Consider the following 18,343-nt stretch of genomic DNA (forward strand, 5'->3'; position numbering starts at 1 on the left):
TCGTCAACGGCTTTTTCTTCCCTACACTCCACACCCCAGTCCGAAGAGGATGCCCACCCCACAAGAGTTAGACTTATTTAAGTTATACAGTTTAAATGCGGAACAGCTTATGCAAACTAGTCAATTACTCTCTCTACCCACTATGGGATGTGGAACTTGGGCTTGGGGAAATCAACTCCTGTGGGGATACAATGAAAGCATGGATGACCAATTACAACAGGTGTTTAACCTCTGTGTAAATAACGGTGTCACCTTGTTTGATACAGGAGATTCCTATGGTACAGGAAGATTAAATGGACGCAGTGAGTCACTTTTAGGCAAGTTCGCTAAAGAATATCAAGGGTTAAATCAAGAAAATATTTGTATTGCGACAAAATTAGCAGCTTATCCTTGGAGATGGACAAGAAAATCAATTATTTCTGCTTGTAATGCTTCCGCAAAAAGATTAGGTAAAAACGTTGATTTGGTGCAGATGCACTGGTCAACTGCGAATTATGCACCTTGGCAAGAAGTAGGTTTATTAGATGGTTTAGCTGATTTATATGAACAAGGTTTAGTTAAAGGTGTAGGATTATCTAATTACGGGACAAAACGACTTTTATGGGTGCATAAAAGATTTCAGGAAAGGGGAATACCGATTAAAACTTTGCAGGTGCAATATTCTTTATTATCTACCTATCCAGTGACGGAATTAGGTTTAAAAGATGTATGTGATGATTTGGGAATTAAATTAATTGCCTATAGTCCCTTAGCATTGGGTTTATTAACAGGGAAGTTTGCCGAAAATGGCAAGTTTCCCAAAGGTGTGAGAGGAATTTTATTTAGACAAATATTACCAGGCATTCAAGGTGTTTTAGGAACTTTGCGAGAAATAGCAAATACGCGAAATAAAACCATGTCTCAAGTTGCTATTAATTGGTGTATTTGTAAAGGTGCAATTCCTATTCCTGGTGCTAAAAATCTGGAACAAGCACAACAGAATCTTGGTGCTTTGGGTTGGTTTTTGAGTGATTCAGAAGTTGCAGAGTTGGATAGTGCTGCTGCTAAGTCTGAGAAGAAAATGGTGCAGAATATTTTTCAGACAAGGTGAGCATGATATACAAATAAATTTACAAAACATTACAATTCTAACCCGTAATTCCTTACTCAAGCAGTGAAGATTCATGATGAGAGCTTTTTTAGGCATCTACATCATGAATCAAAGTATAAAGCTACATCACTAGGATACAAAAGCATAATTATTATCCTCATAATCCAATTCGGGTTAAATGTATTGATGCGATTTGTACCAATTCCTGTTTGTAGAATACCTGGTGTTGATATTTTTCTAAATTTTCCCTTATTATATATTTTTCTGATATCTTAAAACTACTAGGCTTATTACTGGCATTATTACTCGTTCCTGCTATAATTATCATGCAAGGAATGATGGCTATAGTAGGACCAGCAATATTTGATTCATATAGATTTATCACAATAATTTTATTTGCAGCTATTTACCCATTTCATGTATACAGTAATCTCATTCAAAGGTGTAACCATCCTTTATTAATCTGTACAGTAGTTGCAATATTGCCAATAATTATTGACTTATCATTAAATTCTGATCTTGTCAAATTTCAGGTTCTATTAACATCGTTATTCGGCATAGCAATTATTTGGGGTTTATATATAATAGGTTTATGCTCTAAGCCTCCCATCAAGTTGCTGAAAAATATTAATTATTATCATACCTTGGCAAAACAAAAATTTCCTGCTACATATCAGCGAAATTTTGTACAACTCATAGTATTAAGTGGTTTAGCTAATTTATTATTTTTAGTTCATGCTTATTTAATTAATCCTCGTGTAGAGACTTTTGCATTATTTAAACCGAATTTTGAGCGAGTGATTAATTTAATTAAGGATAATAAAATAGATAGAAGTCTTCCTTGTGAATATGGATATTTCAGTAATCATGAAAATAATAATGTGAACATAAGTCGCAAAAATAGTGATTTAGTTGTTAGGTTTCCAATTTTTAATATTGGATTTGGGGATGGTTTAGTAGTTATAGTTTATCGCAGTAATAAAGTAGATTGTGAACACGAAAAAAGAGAAAATAAATGTGAAGGTTTTCAACCTTTAGCTGATTCATGGTATTGGGAAGTTTATTAGTGAAGTCTATTGAAAATTTATGCTAGTTTAAAAACCGGATAGATATTATTGAGGAAGACAAACATCATGCAAACATTATTAGGTTTTCGATCTAAACTTACTAGCTGGCTGTATCCCAGTATGATAATTTTATTAATTATTCAATCAGGATTAAATATTGCCAGACGTTTTATCCCAATTCCTGTATGTAAAGAAGATATGTTAGGGAATTTTATCTCTTTTCCCTCTTTACTTATTTTACTGTTATTACTGTATAGATGGCCTATTGACATTGGGAAGAAATTTAAAAATAAACCGATTATCAACGTGCCTATATTATCAAAATATCAAAAAGAAGTACTTGATATATTTGTAGCTATCATGGTACTTCTATTCCCATTCATATTTATGATGTCAGGTCTTGCGCCTGAAATCTATGATACATATCGTTTATTTGTATTCAGTTCATTTTTTCTGCTGCTACCTTTACACATTCACAGTCATTTGGCATATAAACATAATTATCCTCATATAATTGGCATTGGGATCGGGATTATACCTATAATTATCATATTTTTCTTTATTCCTTTCTTGTCACTTTTTTTCAAATCAAGTATTATTCAATTGATATTTGCTATCCTGATTTGGTTAAGTTACTTCCTCTCTTTTGTACCTAAAAATAAAATATTTTTTTTAGATTTAATTAATAATTATAATCCTTTTACATGGCAGTTAATTTCTGCTGAATATAGAAATAAGGCACTAAGCTTAATAGTAATTAGTTTCTTGGCTGGGGTGGCGTTTTTCACCCATGCTTATTTAATTGTGCCACGAATAGAAAATTTTAGTATATATAAAAATGCCTTTAATGATGTGGTAGAAATGGTGAAAAACAATCAGTTAGAAGTTTTGAGTGATACACAGTTTAAAATTCCATGCCAATATAATTACTTAAATAGATTTTCATCTGTAAGAGTAGATAGAAAAGATGGCTTAACTGTTCAGTTTCGTATTTTCACTATTGGGTTTGGTGATGGTTATACATCCTTTGTATATCGAAGCAAACCTTTGGATTACAAGCAAGTTAATGCTACTACTTATCATGCTACTTATGTAGATTTTAAATCGTTGGGTGATTCATGGTATTGGGAAGTATGGATTTGGTAAGGAATTTTGTATTATTCAGAGAATATAGTTGAACACCTCCATAATTTGCTAAACTCCAAAATCGGGAAAGATTAGAGTATTGGTTATTAGGAGCGATCGCACTGTGACTCAAGGTGAAGGTACAATCAATGTAGAAAACGTCAATCCCCAGGACTATACATGGAAGTTCTGGCCTGTTGTCCCCCTTTATCCCTACGGTAAACGTCGCACTATCCGTAAAGAAGTAGTTAAAGATACTATCTGGACTTTTGACCAGATGCAGGGAGTTTTCTCTGTGGTTGTGCCGATTCGCATGACGGTGGTAAAGTTAGAAAATGGCGGTTTGCTGGTTTATGCACCTGTCGCACCAACTAAAGAATGTATCCGGTTAGTAAATGAATTGGTAGCAAAACACGGTGAAGTTAAGTATATTATTTTGCCAACTATCTCAGGAATAGAACATAAGGTTTTTGTTGGACCCTTTGCGCGATGCTTCCCTAATGCACAGGTATTTGTTACACCTGGACAATGGAGTTTTCCCGTAAATTTACCTTTGAGTTGGTTGGGTTTACCAGGAAACCGCACGCAGGTATTACCGCAAGACAGTCAAAAAACGCCTTTTGCAGATGAGTTTGATTATGCTATTCTTGGTCCGATTGATTTAGGACCTGGTAAGTTTGCAGAGGTGGCATTTTTCCACAAGCGATCGCACACTCTCTTACTTACAGATACCATAGTTTCAGTACCTTCAGAACCACCAGCGATCGTCCAACTTGATCCTTTCCCCTTGCTGTACCACGCCAAAGATAAGGCTTATGATATCGTAGCCGATACAGCAGAAACCCGTCGCAAAGGATGGCAACGTATAACTTTATTTGCTTTTTACTTTCAGCCCAGTGTGGTAGACGTACCCCCGTGGAAAGATGTATTTACCGATGCCTGGAAAGCGCCAGAACGCAGCCTAAAAACATATTTCGGCTTTTTCCCCTTCCAATGGCGACAAGGCTGGGAAAGGTCTTATGAGGCGTTACAAGGAAATGGACGGATATTTGTAGCGCCGGTTTTACAGAGTTTAATATTAAATCGCGCACCGCAGGAAACAATAAATTGGGCTAATAAAGTTGCACAATGGGATTTTCAATGGATAATTCCCTGTCATTTTGATGCACCAATTAAAGCCGAACCGCAGCAATTTAGAAAGGCGTTTTCTTTTTTGGAAAAATATCCCAGTGGGGGTTTAGTTAATAGTAATAGTTATCCTTTACCGGAGGATGATTTTCAGGTTTTAAGAGATATTGATCAGGGGTTGAATAGGTTTGGTATTGTGCCACCTGCGCGGGAGAGGGTGTAAAATTAAGTATTGTTTAAATCCAAAAAATACTACTCAATAGTATATGTATAATATATCATATTGGGCTAACTATACATAATTTCGTATATTGTAATATTATGAATTCTGATCAATTACAGGTTGGACTATTCGGACTACTTCATTCTAATAGAGATTTTTCTCAAAGAGAAAGCTGGGGTAAAAATCAATTTAATAATTCTTTTCCAGCATCATTAGCTTGTTATATGTACCACCAAGGAATGAAACTAAATTATTTAACGCTGGATAAAGATTTGAAAATTCAGCATCAAGAAATAGATGTTTCTGAAATCTTAGGTATTCCTCCTCTTTCCTCTAATTTATTTTTCTCCTTTGAAAGTGATTATGTACCTTATAGAAAAATAGTGATAGGTAAACTACCAAGAGTTGATTTAGTGACCCATGATCTTAATAAAGATAATGCTTGTTTACGAAGTATAGAAATTAAGTTAACAGCATTACCTGACAACTCAACTTATCGTTTACCAGATAATCAATACGGTTGTGAAATTGTGACAAGACCAGATACTATTGTCTATCTTGCTCTGAGTATTGCTCATAAGTTTGAAAATTCGAGAGAGAAATTACTAAATTATCTTCAACCTGTATGTAGTCAAATAGAAGATTGGTTAAGTATACGTCAGGTATTACCTTTTATCGCTCAAATTGTAGATTGTTTAGATAATTTACTCAGCGATAATCTTGAAATTCAATCTCCATTAGTCATGCAACCGATATGGAAAACAGTAGGTAAGACTTCCAAACTTTATCAAAATTGCTTAGATATTTTTGTTTGGAGCAACTTCGGCTTTACTAGGCTTTTCTTTGATATTACGAAAAGATTAGTTAAATCAGAAGAAACTATACAAAGACCTATGCGTTCTGTGATATGGTTAGCAAAAATGTTATATGAATTTGCTCTTGTTGGTAAAATAAATCATAAGCTGATTATTGATACATTAACCTATAACACTAAAAATGATAAAGCTTTTGCTTTAAGTGGTTCTAATACTCGACCTTACATGACTTGTGATACTTTGATTCATCCCAGAGTTACCAACGCAGCAATTAATATTATAATTTTAGGACGAGCTCAAAATTTTTTAAGCCCTGAAAGAAGATTTGATGGTATCATCTTGAGTAATCCTGAAATTTTTGATGAGAGATTCAAGGAAATTTAATGAATATACAACAAAAATACTCTTCGTTAAAAGTCATAGATTTATTTTCTGGATGTGGTGGTTTATCATTAGGGTTTAAAAATTGTGGATTTGAAATAATTGCCGCTTTTGAAAACTGGAAACCAGCAATAAATGTTTATCAGCAAAACTTTAATCATCCAATTATTGAATATGATTTAGGTCAGGTAAATAATGATTATTCAATATTTAAAAAATTCTTACCCGATGTGATTATTGGCGGTCCACCATGCCAAGATTTTTCTAGTGCTGGTAAGCGCAATGAAGATTTAGGTAGAGGAGATTTAAGTATTACATTTGCTGAAATAGTAGCTCATAGTGGTAGTCAATGGTTTGTTATAGAAAATGTAGATTTGTTTAGAAAATCCCATAAATATCAAGAATTTCGACAAATTCTCAAATCTGCTGGTTATGGTTTAACAGAAAAGGTATTAGATGCTAGTTTATGCGGTGTACCCCAAAAGAGAAAGAGATTTTTTTGTATAGGAGAAAAAGGTGGTGAAGATGATAAATTGCAAACTTACTTAGAAGCTAATTTATCTAGAAAACCTACAACTATTAGAGATTATTTAGGAAATAGTTTAGGCATTGAATATTATTATAGACATCCTCGCAGTTATCAAAGAAGGGCTATTTTTAGTATTGATGAACCTAGTCCTACTATCAGAGGTGTGAATAGACCTATCCCCACAAATTATAAACTACATCCGGGAGATGTTGCACCAGTAAAACCCGATTTGCGTTCCTTAACTACTATTGAAAGAAGTTATATTCAAACTTTCCCTGAAAATTTTATTTTTGCAGGTTCAAAAACAGATTTGGAACAGATGATTGGTAACGCTGTCCCTGTTAAATTAGCAGAATATGTGGCTAAATGTCTACTGATGTACATTCAAGAGAGTAAGAAATTACCAATATATAATATATGCACAGCTAAAGAGTTGGAATTTCTACATTTAACAAGTTGCTGAACTAATGTGTAATCAGAATTATTTCAGCCCGTAAAGCCACACGCAAAGAGCGAGAATATTATGAAGATTGAAACATTAAAACAACGCTTAGACAAAAATCGCCCCATGACAACCGTAACTCTCAGAATGCCAGAAGATGTAGTAGAAGACTTGAAAAAACTCGCACCCATACTCGGATTTTCAGGGTATCAACCCTTAATTCGTGCATACATTGGGCAAGGAATGAGAGCAGATTTAGAAAAATTAGAGAATAATACAGTTAATGCTTTAATTGCTAGTTTAAAAAGACATGGTGTAAGTGATGATGTCATTCATGAAGCATTAAATGAAGTTGTTAATGGATAAGTAGAACAGCCGATATTTACCAACAAGAAACCATAATTAATAGTCTAATATTTCCCTAATCACGCTCTTTAAATCTGCATCAGCAGGACGTTTTGTAAACTGCTCATGACTATAAATCCACACAGGCTTGATTACACAAAGTTCTGAATTGACTAAATACATCAGTCTAATTTGTCCAGAGGCACCTTTAGCAAACCTCAACTCCAGTTTATGAAACGTCCATCCTTCCGGTAAATCAATTTTACCAGGTAAAGGTTCTTGGCGTGAATTTGGAGGATACTGATCAATAATTAAATCTTCCAAGACTTCTACAATAAACTCAATAAAAGCATCCCCGTAAACTTTTCTTAGTTTTTTGAAAGAACGCTTGAAATTATCGGCTTCTTCAATCGAGAAGGGAGTTAAGCCAGTCACGCACTTCTCCTTTCTTAATTGTAGTTGATGATTGTGAAGTACAAGCTTCTTTCAAAACTTCATTCATTACACTTTGATATGCAGGATGATCACGTTCTATTAAGTCTAATTTTTGATGACCTAATGCTTTCAAATCCTCCAGCAAAATTGGTTCAGTTGAGCTTGCTTGAGGTGGTAAACCCTTGCGAGCTTTTTTCCAAGGAAACTCTAAATGAGTCATATCACTAAGTCTATAGGCGTGATAACCTCCAAAATATTGCCAAACTTCTTCAAGAAGTTGTTTCTTATCATCAGGAATTTGTAAAAATGATTCTTGACTAGGAATCGGTAATTGATTAGCTTCAAATTCGCTGTAAAATCTGTAAGCAGGAGGACAAACCGGCCCGTATCGCCATGCTTGAATTTCTTCTGCAAATAATGGTTCATCGTACATTGCTAAGTGTAAACTTTGTGAGTAATATAGAAGCTTCTGAACTTTCATATTAGTCATTTCTGCTTCCATACTGTCTTCGTAGGCTCTCGCAATAAAGTAGCGAGCCGCATTGAGACAATCCATCATATTTAGACTCGCAAATCAAAATAGAATGAAGACCTTAAAAAATTTTAAGGCTTAATTACATATACTATTATAGCTTGAGTTAATTATAATAGTAATTCTTTACTAAAAAATAATTTGCATTCAAATCATATTGAGAGAGAAAACCTATAATTTATAAATTAATTGTATTAACCCACTTTCCTAGCAACAAAAGCTGCATGATTTGGTGGTAGAGGATAATCACCATAACTACTCATTACCTCTACCATAAAACCCACTTCCCGCAATAGTTCAGCAATATCATTTGATTTATACAATTTCTGCACATGAATCTCATCATCCCGTCGGTAATATTCTCCCACCTTTCTTAAAGTAATAATCCGACGATTTAAAATAGCTTGTTCTCGATTTTCCTCCTTTTCTACTAAAACTATCCAATCTTCACCTTCATTAAAACTCTTAATTGGTTTTCCTGGTGGAACTTGCCCAGGTTCTGCTATATCAAAAACAAATACACCGCCAGGATTTAAAGCATGATATATCCGTTGAAATAAATTGCTTAAAGTTTGACTATTATTATCTGCATCAAACAAATAATTAATACATTCACTAATCGAAGTCACAGTATTACAAGTAGGAAATTCAGCCTTAAACAGTGATTCAACCATAAACTTAGCTGTGGGAACTCTGACTTTAGCAATATTTATCATTCCTTCGGAAATATCAATTCCCAATACCTGATAATTAGTTTTAACTAACACTTCTGCCCATAAACCGCTACCACAGCCTAAATCTACAACTAAACCTGAATTAATATTGTTTTGCTGGATAATTTTTAATATTCCTGGTGCAGATTTAAGTACAAAGTCTCTATAACCAACATCGTGAATAAAAGCCAAATCTTCTTTGTAGTAATTGGTCATAAAATCACGGGGTGTATTAAAAGTTCAACTGATTCAAAAATCATGTAAATCATCGAACCATAATACTATATATTACTTTTAGCCATACCTTAAGTATATATATGATCGATAACAGCAAAATTTTATTACGTAATCTTTGGTATTATGCACTACCTAGCCATCTCCTCAAACCAGGGAAGATGGTTGCCAAAATTTTTTTGGGAGAACCCGTGTTGCTGATGAGAAGCAAGACTGGCCAGGTTTCTGCGGTGCGGGATATTTGTCCTCATCGAGCAGTACCTTTAAGTTGTGGTCGGTTCGATGGACAAGAGGTGGAGTGTTGTTATCACGGTTGGCGCTTTGATCCGGCTGGACGTTGTGTAGCAATTCCTTCTTTATTACCAGAGCAAAACACAGATTTAAACCGCTTTGATGTGCAATCATATCCAGTTCATGAGACTCAAGGCAATATTTGGATATACATGGCAGATAGTGAGAAATCTCAAGCCAATGCTGCGGAAACAGAAGTTCCCATCGTACCTGGTTTTCCTGAACAACAACCCCATTTAGTAGAAGTGATGCGGTTTCCTTGTTTTGTAGATCACGCAGTGACGGGTTTAATGGATCCTGCTCATTCTCCCTATGTGCATCGGGTGTGGTGGTGGAGAAGTGGGGAACTGCATGAAGAAGTGAAGCAATTTGATCCCTCTCCTTACGGGTTTACGGTGCGACGGCATAAATTGTCAGACAATATGGAGAATATGAGCCGACTATATTGGTTAGTTGGTGGTGGTATTCCCGAAGTGGAGATTTCTTTTCGTTTACCTGGTGTGAGAATAGAAGAAATTACTTTTGGTAAACATCGCGTTTGTAATTTGACCGCAGTGACACCAATTTCTGAGACAGAAACCGAGGTAAATTTTGTTCTTTATGGCATACCTGCTTGGTTAAGAATTTTTCTGCCTTTGATTCATATATTGGCGCGAAAATTTTTAGATCAAGACCGAACAGTTGTAGAAAAACAACAGATTGGACTTAAATATGATCCTGTGTTGCGGTTAATTAAAGATTCCGATATGCAAGCACAATGGTATTATCAATTAAAACGGGAGTATGCCCGATCAACATCTGAAAAACGAGAATTTGTCAATCCTGTCAAGAGTATATTATTACGGTGGCGTGCTTAATATTGCTTGATCAAAGGTGAAATATCACCCAGTTTTTCTGGGTGTCCTCAATTATCTCTTAGTGCTAAAGATAGTGGTAAACATCATCATCATACCACCTACCAGGATTGCGATCGCTAATCCTCCAGTTATTAAATCCAAAGTGCTGCTATCTACGCTCATACTATACTCACCTAATATTATTTCGGGGTGGATATTTATCATATCTGTTTGGGTTGTGAATGGGGAATAAGCCAGAAGTTTGTGAATTTTTATTTTTTTCTCCCTTACACCCCTACCCCCTACGTTCTACTCTGCTAATTTCCAACACATCACTCATCGTTGCACAGTAATTTGGTAAATCAAAACTGGCGGGATTAATAGCATTAGAATAGGTAAAATGCCGATAATTCATACAAAATCTATCCCATGCAGCCATTTGAATTCTAAATAAAGCAATAATCACATTTGCTAAACCTAAAGATAGAGGAATACGGAAGTAAATCTTTTTATTCAAGTAGGCACAAACTTGTTCTATTGCTTGATTAACTGTTAAACCAGATTGACCTAAAACAAATCTTCTGGGATCTCCTTTTTCTGGTGGATAATCAATTAAATATTGGACTACTGTGGCAATATCCTGACCATGAATAAAATGAAAACTGCCATCAGCTTGTAAAAAACGAATGATATTAATATATTTAGTAACTTCAGGAATACCAGACGTTAAATGAGAATAGGGTTTTTTATCATCACCACCTAAAACCAAGGTAGGAAACACTGTGGTAATTTTAGGAAAAATAGCTAATTGCTCAATTTTATGTAAACAATCATATTTAGAACGAATATAGTCTGTGCCAATTTCTCCCGCTTCTTTTAATGGTTGATTTTCGTGATTTAAAACACTTGCTGTAGAAAAATAAATTACCTGTTGACATCTTTCTGGGTTTAACAGGTTCATTAATTCTATGGTTTTGTTGACGTTAATATCAAAAATATTATCTCCACCCCAGGAAGTAGCTGTTAAAACTGCCGTATCAATAGTTTTGAGTAAGTTAGAAAAATTACTAATTTCCTGCATATCACCTTGTAAAATAGTGATACCTGGACGCGCTTGAGTATCAACTTGCAGTTTGTTGGGGTTTCTGACTAATAAATATAGTTCATGTTCAGTGTTTTTTATTAATGTTTCACTGATATAGTGACCGATACAGCCACTTGCACCCGTAATTAAAATTCGTTTTTTGGTCATGAACTTGGAAGTTTTGATTGTTTGTTGATGAAAAATTTTTATAACAAGGCTTTGGCTTTTGCTATCCTGACCAAATGCTCTAAATATTGGTATTGTTCCCAAATCATTTCTTCAGGAATATCTAAAGTAACTTGCATAATTTTTCCTTCAATTTTTGTTGTATTTCCTCATCTGCGTTTATCTGCGTTTATCTGCGGTTAATAAAAATCAGGTGGGTTTTTTACCCACCCAACAAATTAAACCAAAGCGTTGAGACTTTTCGCAGTTTCAAAGAAGAAAGCAACGTTTTCTTCTGGTGTTTCTGGGAGTACACCATGTCCCAGGTTGAGGATATGTCCCCAGTTGCCGGCTTTGCGAACGGTGTCCAAAACGCGATCGCGGATAAATTCCTTAGAACCAAATAACACACCTGGATCAAGATTACCCTGTACCTTCACGTGCTTACCTAATCTGGCTCTTGCATCTGCCATATCTACTGTCCAGTCTATGGTCAGAATATCTGCACCAGAGGTAGCCATTCTTTCTAAAAGTCCAGCACTACCTGTCACCAACAAAATTAATGGTGTGTCGGGATGAGTTTCTTTGACTTTCTCAAACACCATTTTTTGATAAGGTAAAGCAAAGGTATCATAATCTTGAGGGCTTAATTGTCCCGCCCAAGAGTCAAACATTTGCACCACTTGAGCGCCACAATCAATTTGATAACGCACATAATCAGCAATGGACTCAGCCAACTTAGTTAGTAGCTGATGCAGAATGGCTGGGTCTGAGAAGGCCATGTTTTTAATCACAGAATAGGTTTTAGAACCCTTCCCTTCCACTGCATAAGCCGCTAATGTCCAAGGTGCGCCAACAAAGCCTAACACCGTTGATTTATTGTCTACTTCCTGCCGTAACGATGCCAAAATCGTTTTGATAAACGGTAAAGAAGCTTCAGGATCTAGGGGACGCAGTTCTTCAACTTGTGCTTGAGTGCGTATGGGCGAAAAAATAATCGGTCCCTTCCCTTCCGCAATATCCATGTCAATCCCCATACCAGGTAAGGGAGTAACAATATCGGAAAACAAAATCACTCCGTCGGGTTGGAAAGCTCTCCAGGGTTGGAGGGAAACTTCAATCGCTACTTCTGGAATTTCTGAGCGTTCCCGAAAAGAAGGATACTTCTCCCGTAAGTCCCGATACGCTTTCATATAGCGTCCCGCTTGTCGCATCATCCACACAGGGGGACGATCTACTTGTTCACCGCGTGCAGCCCGAAGGAGGAGAGGAGCCGTTGAGGAAACACCCATTTAACACTTCATCCTAAGTCACTTTAATATTTCACTGTTTAGCTTATCATCACCGGATTACGGTTGATCTGCACATCAGGTCAGCTTTTAAGGTTGCTTTACTTTACTTCATAAAACGTCATAATTTCTTCCTCTGAGTTCTCGAAGCAGTTGGGGATCTGACTTAAGTTCATTTTTCACCCCAAATCACTTCTAACCGTTCCTGAGCTTCTTTTAAAGCAGCTTCAGCCGAAGATTTACCTAATAATGTAGCTTCAATTGCTCTACCCAAACTATCAGAAATCCGACTATATCCAGCGATAATTGGTCGAGAACGAGCTACAGGCATTTGCTCTACAAATACTTTTAACCAAGGTTTGTCACTCAGATATTTTTTGTATTCTTCACTTGTAGCAGATTTGAGATTAACTGGTAAAAAACCACTACCTATAGCCCATTCTGTCTGAAATTCTTCACTTAACACAAATTCTAAAAACTTGAATGCAGCTTTTTCTCTTGCTGGAGTTGTTTTCATCACAAACAAACTACCAGTACCTGTGACTGTAGATTGAGTAGCATTAGCCGGGATTGAAAATACCTGATAATCAACTTGAGATTTAGTGATATAAGTCCAAGGTCCAGTAATTTGCATAGCTGCACGACCTTGAAAAAACGCATCTTCTTCATAACCTCTTTCTGGAGGAGAAAGAGTTGCTAAACCATCTTTAATTAAGTCTTGCCAAAATTTTAAAGCAGTAATAGTTCCTTCATTCATTAAATTTGGACTATCATTAGTTACTATTTCACCTCCAGCACTCAACAAAAAGGGAAACCAACTAAAAACAGTCCATTCTCCCTTACCTAAAGGTAATAAGATGCCATACTGTTCTGGTCGCTTATCACCATTTTTGTCGATAGTTAATTTTTTAGCAACTTCTCTAAATTCTTTCCAGGTTCTAGGAGTTTGAGTAATTCCCGCTTTTTTAAACAAATCAGAACGGTAAAAAATGGCAAGATTGCTGGTGTAATATGGGATTGACCAAATGTGATTATCTAATGTTAATTGCTCAAATAAATTGGGACTAACTTCTGATTTTACAGGTGATTGAGCTAACCAATTTTCTAAAGGTACAATTGCCCCTAGTTCTGCAAACTGACCAGTAAATTGTGGGTCAAATGCAAGAATATCGGGAGGTGCATTACCCACTACTGCTGTTAATATTTTAGGCAATCCTTCTGCATAAATAGACTCTACTTGAATATCAGGATGAGTCTGATTAAATTTGTCTACTAATTTATTAAAAACATCTCGATTATTAGGGGGGTTAATTGCTTGCCAAAGTGCTAAATGAATTATTCCATTATTTTTATGTGTAGCTTCTTGACAACTAGATAAAAATACAATGCAAAAACTCAAGACAATTCCTAAAATTGCCAGTGTCCCAGCGGAATGAACTAACTGACGCAAATAATTTCTGATTTGTAATAAAAACAACAGGATATTATTCATGTCAAAAATTTATCTAGATGCAGAAACATTATTAGTAAAATTCTTACTTACACTAGTTTCAGCCCTAGTATAAACATAAGTCTCAGGCTCTTTGATTGTGTGTGTTTTAAAGATTTTTTCTGCTCTTTCCCATAAATCTGTATCTTCTCCATAAGTCATGTGTTTAAATCCTTGCAACTCAAAAAATACCTTTCTTTTGCCAAAAAATGTTGGACCTAAAACACATTCTTTTAAATTAATTAATTTACCAGGTTGATAATAATCTGCAACTAAAATTTCTTCTTCGCTGAAAAATCCCCCTTGAATCAAGTCAATTTCGGGATTAGCTTTCATATATTCTAATCGTGACTCTAAATGATTTGGTTTATATGAATCGTCGCTATCAAGCAATGTGATGTATTTACCAAATGATGCCTGGATTCCTGCATTTTTGGCATAACATTGTTTTTTATTCTGATGCTTTAAATAACGGATATTATTGTATTTACCTAGATAGGAATTGACAATTTCAAAAGTATTATCATTACTACCATCATCTACTATTAAAAGTTCCCAATTTGTAAAAGTTTGATTGAGGACACTATCAATGCCTTTATTTAAGTAATGAGCGCGGTTATAGGTACAGACAATAATGCTAATTGCTGGGCTGATATCCAAAGCGATAGTACTCAGAAGGCATTCCGTAATTGTAACTTATTTAAGTGATTATTTTTGAGCGACAATACAGGTAGCTACTGGATAATCTGGATGAAAAGCATCTAATTCTTCAGTAGTTAATTCTTCAGTCGCTATGCCATGATAACTAGCAATCACACTAATAGGATTACCATAAACATATAATTTTTTCTGGGAGAAATTTCTAAACATCCAAGCAAAAGCATCAGGTAAAGGCCGCCAATAGTCCATTGGTGTAGCATGGAGTCTGACCGCACTAGGAACCATTGCAAAACATTTTCCCCCTGGTTTTAACCAAGTGTAAATATTTTCTACTACTTGCCAAGGTGCATAACAATGTTCTAGGACATTAAAAGTAATAATAGAATCAAATGATTCTGGTTGAATCATAGATACATCGTGAGCATCACCGACTATATCTATTCCTAGACCTGGTTCTAGATTCATAATTTGATATGATGAACCAGGGTTAACTTGATAGAAATCTTTATCTTTTGGTATACCCCCAATTTCTAAGATATTACCAGTAATTTGTGGATAAATTTCTGCTATAAATTTGTTTAAATAATATCTATCAACTGGTTTTCCCCTAGTTAAACCAAATGCTTGACAAATGGGAACAGTTTTTTTCAAATCTCCCCAATTGAGAGAATGGGTAGCAACTGACAATAAACCAATTTTTTCTAGATAGATAACTAATTGGCAAAAACTGTCAATACTGTTAATTTGTTCTAAGTCGTTTTTGAGGTTGTTTTCTGCAAAAAATTGTGTCAATACTTGGTAATTATTTTGGCTTAATGGTGCCAGTTCATATTCGTCTTCTTTTTCAATAAAGCTGCGAAAGCCTTTACCAAAAAGAGTGAGGCTTTTGTCGGATAAAAAGATGATGGCGTTGTTGCTTAAATGTTGATATTTTTCTATTTCTGTAGTAACTTGCTCGTTAATTGCAGCTGATTTAACTTGTTGAAATATTTGATAAGCTGATTCAATGTCATGCTCATGCACAAATATTTCTAAAATGGTTAACCAAGATTGATAAAAGATAATTTCTGGTGAGCGTTGACTCCAAGCAAAGATAGCGTTTACTTGGGAATTTTCAATTTTCAAGAAGGCGTTGGGTATATATTGTTTAGTCATTTTGTTTGTGCGATTGGTTTGTTAGTTTTAGGAAATATTAATTTTGATAACTTATCAATTTTTGGATTTTAAATTATTTGAGATTACCTCCTCAATAATATCCACAGCACGAGGAACACCCCCCGCTTTTTGAATAGCGGTTTTTAGTCTGAGTGCATTTTCTTGATAAGATGGTTGCGTTAAAACTTCTTGAATAGCTTGACTTAATCTCTCAGTTGTCAACCGGGAAGTAGTAATAAATTGCCCTACACCACTCCAAGCAATACGAGAAGCAACTCCTGGGTGGTCATTAGTGATAGGAATAGTCACCATAGGTACACCATAAAAAAGAGATTCTAACACCGTATTTGTCCCAGCATGGCAAATCGTCAGACTGGCCTTTTGCAATAATTCTAATTGTGGTGCATATTTGACAACAATAGGATTTCCCGGTAAATTTGGCAATGCTTGAGTTTCTAATCCACCTCCCAAGGCAATTACTAATTGTGCATCTAAACCTACGCAAGCTTCAGCAATTTTATAGAAAATATGGGTGAGACGATTTTGTAATGTCCCCATTGAAGCATAAATTAAGGGTTGTCCATTCAATTTTTCCCAGGGAAAATCAATTGGTTTCCTCACTGTTGCATCAAAGTGAGGCCCAGTAAAATGGAGTATCCCGTCTAAATTAGTTCTTGGGTACTCAAACTCTGCTGGTTGTTGACTAATTATTGCTAATTTAGAAACAGAATAGAAATCGTTGATATTCACACAAGGCGGCAGATTACACTTTTGGCGATATGCTGAAATCACTTTGTAAATAGGTTGAGCAAAACTACGAATTACCCCATAACCAACAAGATTACGTAATCTTGCCCACCAAACTGGGTTATATTTCCAAGTGGTAAAAGCTGGCGGAATAGTATCATCAAAACCGTTAACTAAAGCGGAAGAAGCCGTAACAAAGGGAATATTTAGTAAGTCGGCAACTGTGCTTCCTCCGAATATACATTCATCAATTATTAGTGCTTCTATTCCCGCATCTTTAATCACTTTTGGGGCATCACGCAAAAATAAATTTGTTGTTTTTTCAGATAAAGAAATGGTGTAACGCAATGCTGCTAAACCAGTTAGTTTGCCTAGTTCTTCATAAAATTTTGCTGTTGTTCCTACGGGAAAATCAATTGGTGAAATAGCTCGAAATTCTAAGCCAGCAACTTTAGCATTTGCTTCTGCATCAGACATACCCAATACTGTGACACGATGACCTCGCCTTTGGAGTTCACGTCCTAAAGCAGTCATTGTGTTTAAATGTCCAGTAGCAGCTGGGCAGATAGTACCGAAGTGTGTCATACTTTTTCCATTGATTTAATTATTTAAAACCATTCTTTTACCTGTACTATCTTCACAGACTGGCATGGGTATCATACCACGGTTCTATTACTTTGAGTGCTTCTAAGAACTTTTTTCCTAGAGGAAGATCATAAATAAATCCATTCAATCTAAATATTTTATAGTACAAGAAAATGCGTTTATAGCAATTGATTGCTTGACTTTCTGAGAGCCAATTTCCTGGTGTTTCTTCTCCAAAGAGTCCGCTAGAACCAAATTGAAATTTATGTTCACTGTATTGGCCTTCTCGTGCTGGAAAAGGACACATTTGTTGTGATATTTTCTCTTGGTTAATAACTTTAAATTTCTGATAACCCAGTTCTTTTAATAGGTTAAATTCTTCCAATAAGCTACTCCAAGAAGTTTTATCTGATTCTATGGATATAAACTGGGGTTTACTGTCAAAGTGCCGTAATGCTTTTACGCACAACAGGTCTGCACCTTCAATATCAATTTTCAGATAGTAGGGAATGCCAAATTCTTGCAAAATGTTTTCAAATTTAGAACTTTTTACAGTGATTCCTAGGGATTTTGTCCCATATACCTCGTTTCTTTTCACCCAATCTGGAGAAATTGTACCCCAAACACTATGGTTGAGGTTAGCGTAGAAAGTGATTTCGCCATTCTGTGGGGCTATGGCCAGATTAAGAAGTTGCAGTTGACCATCATCTATGTATGATTGCAGTCTGTTTTTTGTAGTTTCATAAAGCTGAGGATCTGCCTCTATGCCAACTACTCGAAAACCTTTTTTTAAATAGTATTCCGTGTCTTCACCCTGATGAACACCAACATCAATTATGAGATTTTTATCCATAGATCATGAGTTTTTACAAGCATAAACAAAAATTACCTCTGGAATTATTATTGCATGATTTAGAAACCATTATCGCTAGTATTTTGGTATTTGTGATTTCTAACAGTCATGCCAATTTTTCTATATAAAT

The 18,343-nt window shown here is 35.4% G+C and carries 20 protein-coding genes; 9 read left to right on the top strand and 11 right to left on the bottom strand.

Features of this window, described 5'->3' with window-relative positions; all coding sequences use genetic code 11:
- Positions 1 to 109 precede the first annotated feature (109 nt).
- The 7 genes from A0J48_RS08390 (at position 110) to A0J48_RS08420 (ending at position 7,166) form a co-directional block, all read left to right on the top strand.
- Complete coding sequence (locus A0J48_RS08390; protein WP_200322114.1) at positions 110 to 1,090, top strand: aldo/keto reductase; 981 nt, start codon at positions 110 to 112, stop codon at positions 1,088 to 1,090.
- Positions 1,091 to 1,416: 326 nt separating this feature from the next.
- Positions 1,417 to 2,157 (top strand): hypothetical protein, encoded by a 741-nt coding sequence (locus A0J48_RS08395; RefSeq protein ID WP_200322116.1) that lies wholly within the window; start codon positions 1,417 to 1,419, stop codon positions 2,155 to 2,157.
- 66 nt (positions 2,158 to 2,223) lie between these two features.
- Positions 2,224 to 3,303 carry a hypothetical protein gene (locus A0J48_RS08400; protein WP_200322118.1) on the top strand — a complete coding sequence of 360 codons (1,080 nt, stop codon included), beginning with the start codon at positions 2,224 to 2,226 and terminating at the stop codon, positions 3,301 to 3,303.
- 103 nt (positions 3,304 to 3,406) lie between these two features.
- Positions 3,407 to 4,633, top strand: a complete 1,227-nt coding sequence (locus A0J48_RS08405) for a DUF4336 domain-containing protein (RefSeq protein WP_200322120.1) — start codon at positions 3,407 to 3,409, stop codon at positions 4,631 to 4,633.
- Positions 4,634 to 4,731: 98 nt separating this feature from the next.
- Positions 4,732 to 5,832, top strand: coding sequence for a HindVP family restriction endonuclease (locus A0J48_RS08410; RefSeq protein WP_200322122.1), 1,101 nt, complete (start codon positions 4,732 to 4,734; stop codon positions 5,830 to 5,832).
- On the top strand, positions 5,832 to 6,821 hold the full coding sequence (locus tag A0J48_RS08415; RefSeq protein ID WP_200322124.1) for a DNA cytosine methyltransferase: 990 nt from the start codon (positions 5,832 to 5,834) through the stop codon (positions 6,819 to 6,821). Before A0J48_RS08410 ends, A0J48_RS08415 begins: the two co-directional genes overlap by 1 nt.
- A gap of 60 nt (positions 6,822 to 6,881) precedes the next feature.
- Entirely contained in the window at positions 6,882 to 7,166 is a 285-nt protein-coding gene (locus tag A0J48_RS08420; protein WP_200322125.1) for a hypothetical protein, read from the top strand.
- 36 nt (positions 7,167 to 7,202) lie between these two features.
- Here A0J48_RS08420 and A0J48_RS08425 read toward each other — a convergent pair whose 3' ends face one another.
- The 3 genes from A0J48_RS08425 to A0J48_RS08435 form a co-directional block, all read right to left on the bottom strand.
- Entirely contained in the window at positions 7,203 to 7,580 is a 378-nt protein-coding gene (locus A0J48_RS08425) for a hypothetical protein (RefSeq protein WP_200322127.1), read from the bottom strand.
- Positions 7,552 to 8,139 (bottom strand): Panacea domain-containing protein, encoded by a 588-nt coding sequence (locus A0J48_RS08430; RefSeq protein ID WP_200322129.1) that lies wholly within the window; start codon positions 8,137 to 8,139, stop codon positions 7,552 to 7,554. The genes A0J48_RS08425 and A0J48_RS08430 overlap by 29 nt, the downstream gene beginning before the upstream one ends.
- 167 nt (positions 8,140 to 8,306) lie before the next feature.
- Entirely contained in the window at positions 8,307 to 9,041 is a 735-nt protein-coding gene (locus A0J48_RS08435; protein WP_200322131.1) for a class I SAM-dependent DNA methyltransferase, read from the bottom strand.
- Between the two features lie 101 nt (positions 9,042 to 9,142).
- Here A0J48_RS08435 and A0J48_RS08440 point away from each other — a divergent pair, with 101 nt between their 5' ends.
- Positions 9,143 to 10,207, top strand: coding sequence for an aromatic ring-hydroxylating oxygenase subunit alpha (locus A0J48_RS08440; RefSeq protein ID WP_200322133.1), 1,065 nt, complete (start codon positions 9,143 to 9,145; stop codon positions 10,205 to 10,207).
- Positions 10,208 to 10,258: 51 nt separating this feature from the next.
- Here A0J48_RS08440 and A0J48_RS08445 read toward each other — a convergent pair whose 3' ends face one another.
- From A0J48_RS08445 to A0J48_RS08480, 8 genes are all read right to left on the bottom strand, one after another.
- A complete protein-coding gene (locus A0J48_RS08445) occupies positions 10,259 to 10,411 on the bottom strand; it encodes a hypothetical protein (protein WP_200322184.1) in 153 nt (50 codons plus the stop codon).
- A gap of 70 nt (positions 10,412 to 10,481) precedes the next feature.
- Positions 10,482 to 11,438: an NAD-dependent epimerase/dehydratase family protein gene (locus A0J48_RS08450; protein WP_200322135.1), complete on the bottom strand. Its 957-nt coding sequence runs from the start codon at positions 11,436 to 11,438 to the stop codon at positions 10,482 to 10,484.
- A 236-nt stretch (positions 11,439 to 11,674) separates the two neighbouring features.
- The gene (hemE, locus tag A0J48_RS08455; RefSeq protein ID WP_200322137.1) at positions 11,675 to 12,727 is read right to left on the bottom strand and encodes a uroporphyrinogen decarboxylase; all 1,053 of its coding nucleotides are present in this window, start codon (positions 12,725 to 12,727) and stop codon (positions 11,675 to 11,677) included.
- A 169-nt stretch (positions 12,728 to 12,896) separates the two neighbouring features.
- Positions 12,897 to 14,216, bottom strand: a complete 1,320-nt coding sequence (locus A0J48_RS08460; protein WP_200322139.1) for an ABC transporter substrate-binding protein — start codon at positions 14,214 to 14,216, stop codon at positions 12,897 to 12,899.
- 9 nt (positions 14,217 to 14,225) lie between these two features.
- A complete protein-coding gene (locus tag A0J48_RS08465; RefSeq protein ID WP_200322180.1) occupies positions 14,226 to 14,888 on the bottom strand; it encodes a glycosyltransferase family 2 protein in 663 nt (220 codons plus the stop codon).
- A gap of 33 nt (positions 14,889 to 14,921) precedes the next feature.
- Complete coding sequence (locus A0J48_RS08470) at positions 14,922 to 16,028, bottom strand: methyltransferase domain-containing protein (protein ID WP_200322141.1); 1,107 nt, start codon at positions 16,026 to 16,028, stop codon at positions 14,922 to 14,924.
- 54 nt (positions 16,029 to 16,082) lie between these two features.
- Positions 16,083 to 17,360: a glycosyltransferase gene (locus A0J48_RS08475; protein WP_200322143.1), complete on the bottom strand. Its 1,278-nt coding sequence runs from the start codon at positions 17,358 to 17,360 to the stop codon at positions 16,083 to 16,085.
- Positions 17,361 to 17,412: 52 nt separating this feature from the next.
- Positions 17,413 to 18,213, bottom strand: coding sequence for an FkbM family methyltransferase (locus A0J48_RS08480; protein WP_200322145.1), 801 nt, complete (start codon positions 18,211 to 18,213; stop codon positions 17,413 to 17,415).
- A gap of 5 nt (positions 18,214 to 18,218) precedes the next feature.
- On the opposite strand from A0J48_RS08480, the gene A0J48_RS27405 reads away from it, so the two are divergent.
- Positions 18,219 to 18,341 carry a hypothetical protein gene (locus A0J48_RS27405; RefSeq protein ID WP_267910293.1) on the top strand — a complete coding sequence of 41 codons (123 nt, stop codon included), beginning with the start codon at positions 18,219 to 18,221 and terminating at the stop codon, positions 18,339 to 18,341.
- Positions 18,342 to 18,343: the final 2 nt, after the last annotated feature.

Source organism: Sphaerospermopsis aphanizomenoides BCCUSP55 (assembly GCF_001586785.1).
In the GTDB taxonomy this organism is placed as follows: Bacteria; Cyanobacteriota; Cyanobacteriia; order Cyanobacteriales; family Nostocaceae; genus Sphaerospermopsis_A; species Sphaerospermopsis_A aphanizomenoides_A.

What these genes read in the sequence shown, in the direction of transcription:
- A0J48_RS08390 (WP_200322114.1), top strand. Translation starts at nt 110, where the DNA reads ATGCAAACTAGTCAATTACTCTCTCTACCCACTATGGGATGTGGAACT.
- A0J48_RS08395 (WP_200322116.1), top strand. Translation starts at nt 1,417, where the DNA reads ATGCAAGGAATGATGGCTATAGTAGGACCAGCAATATTTGATTCATAT.
- A0J48_RS08400 (WP_200322118.1), top strand. Translation starts at nt 2,224, where the DNA reads ATGCAAACATTATTAGGTTTTCGATCTAAACTTACTAGCTGGCTGTAT.
- A0J48_RS08410 (WP_200322122.1), top strand. Translation starts at nt 4,732, where the DNA reads ATGAATTCTGATCAATTACAGGTTGGACTATTCGGACTACTTCATTCT.
- A0J48_RS08415 (WP_200322124.1), top strand. Translation starts at nt 5,832, where the DNA reads ATGAATATACAACAAAAATACTCTTCGTTAAAAGTCATAGATTTATTT.
- A0J48_RS08420 (WP_200322125.1), top strand. Translation starts at nt 6,882, where the DNA reads ATGAAGATTGAAACATTAAAACAACGCTTAGACAAAAATCGCCCCATG.
- A0J48_RS08430 (WP_200322129.1), bottom strand. Translation starts at nt 8,139, where the DNA reads ATGATGGATTGTCTCAATGCGGCTCGCTACTTTATTGCGAGAGCCTAC.
- A0J48_RS08435 (WP_200322131.1), bottom strand. Translation starts at nt 9,041, where the DNA reads ATGACCAATTACTACAAAGAAGATTTGGCTTTTATTCACGATGTTGGT.
- A0J48_RS08440 (WP_200322133.1), top strand. Translation starts at nt 9,143, where the DNA reads ATGATCGATAACAGCAAAATTTTATTACGTAATCTTTGGTATTATGCA.
- A0J48_RS08445 (WP_200322184.1), bottom strand. Translation starts at nt 10,411, where the DNA reads ATGATAAATATCCACCCCGAAATAATATTAGGTGAGTATAGTATGAGC.
- A0J48_RS08450 (WP_200322135.1), bottom strand. Translation starts at nt 11,438, where the DNA reads ATGACCAAAAAACGAATTTTAATTACGGGTGCAAGTGGCTGTATCGGT.
- hemE (WP_200322137.1), bottom strand. Translation starts at nt 12,727, where the DNA reads ATGGGTGTTTCCTCAACGGCTCCTCTCCTCCTTCGGGCTGCACGCGGT.
- A0J48_RS08460 (WP_200322139.1), bottom strand. Translation starts at nt 14,216, where the DNA reads ATGAATAATATCCTGTTGTTTTTATTACAAATCAGAAATTATTTGCGT.
- A0J48_RS08470 (WP_200322141.1), bottom strand. Translation starts at nt 16,028, where the DNA reads ATGACTAAACAATATATACCCAACGCCTTCTTGAAAATTGAAAATTCC.
- A0J48_RS08475 (WP_200322143.1), bottom strand. Translation starts at nt 17,360, where the DNA reads ATGACACACTTCGGTACTATCTGCCCAGCTGCTACTGGACATTTAAAC.
- A0J48_RS08480 (WP_200322145.1), bottom strand. Translation starts at nt 18,213, where the DNA reads ATGGATAAAAATCTCATAATTGATGTTGGTGTTCATCAGGGTGAAGAC.
- A0J48_RS27405 (WP_267910293.1), top strand. Translation starts at nt 18,219, where the DNA reads ATGAGTTTTTACAAGCATAAACAAAAATTACCTCTGGAATTATTATTG.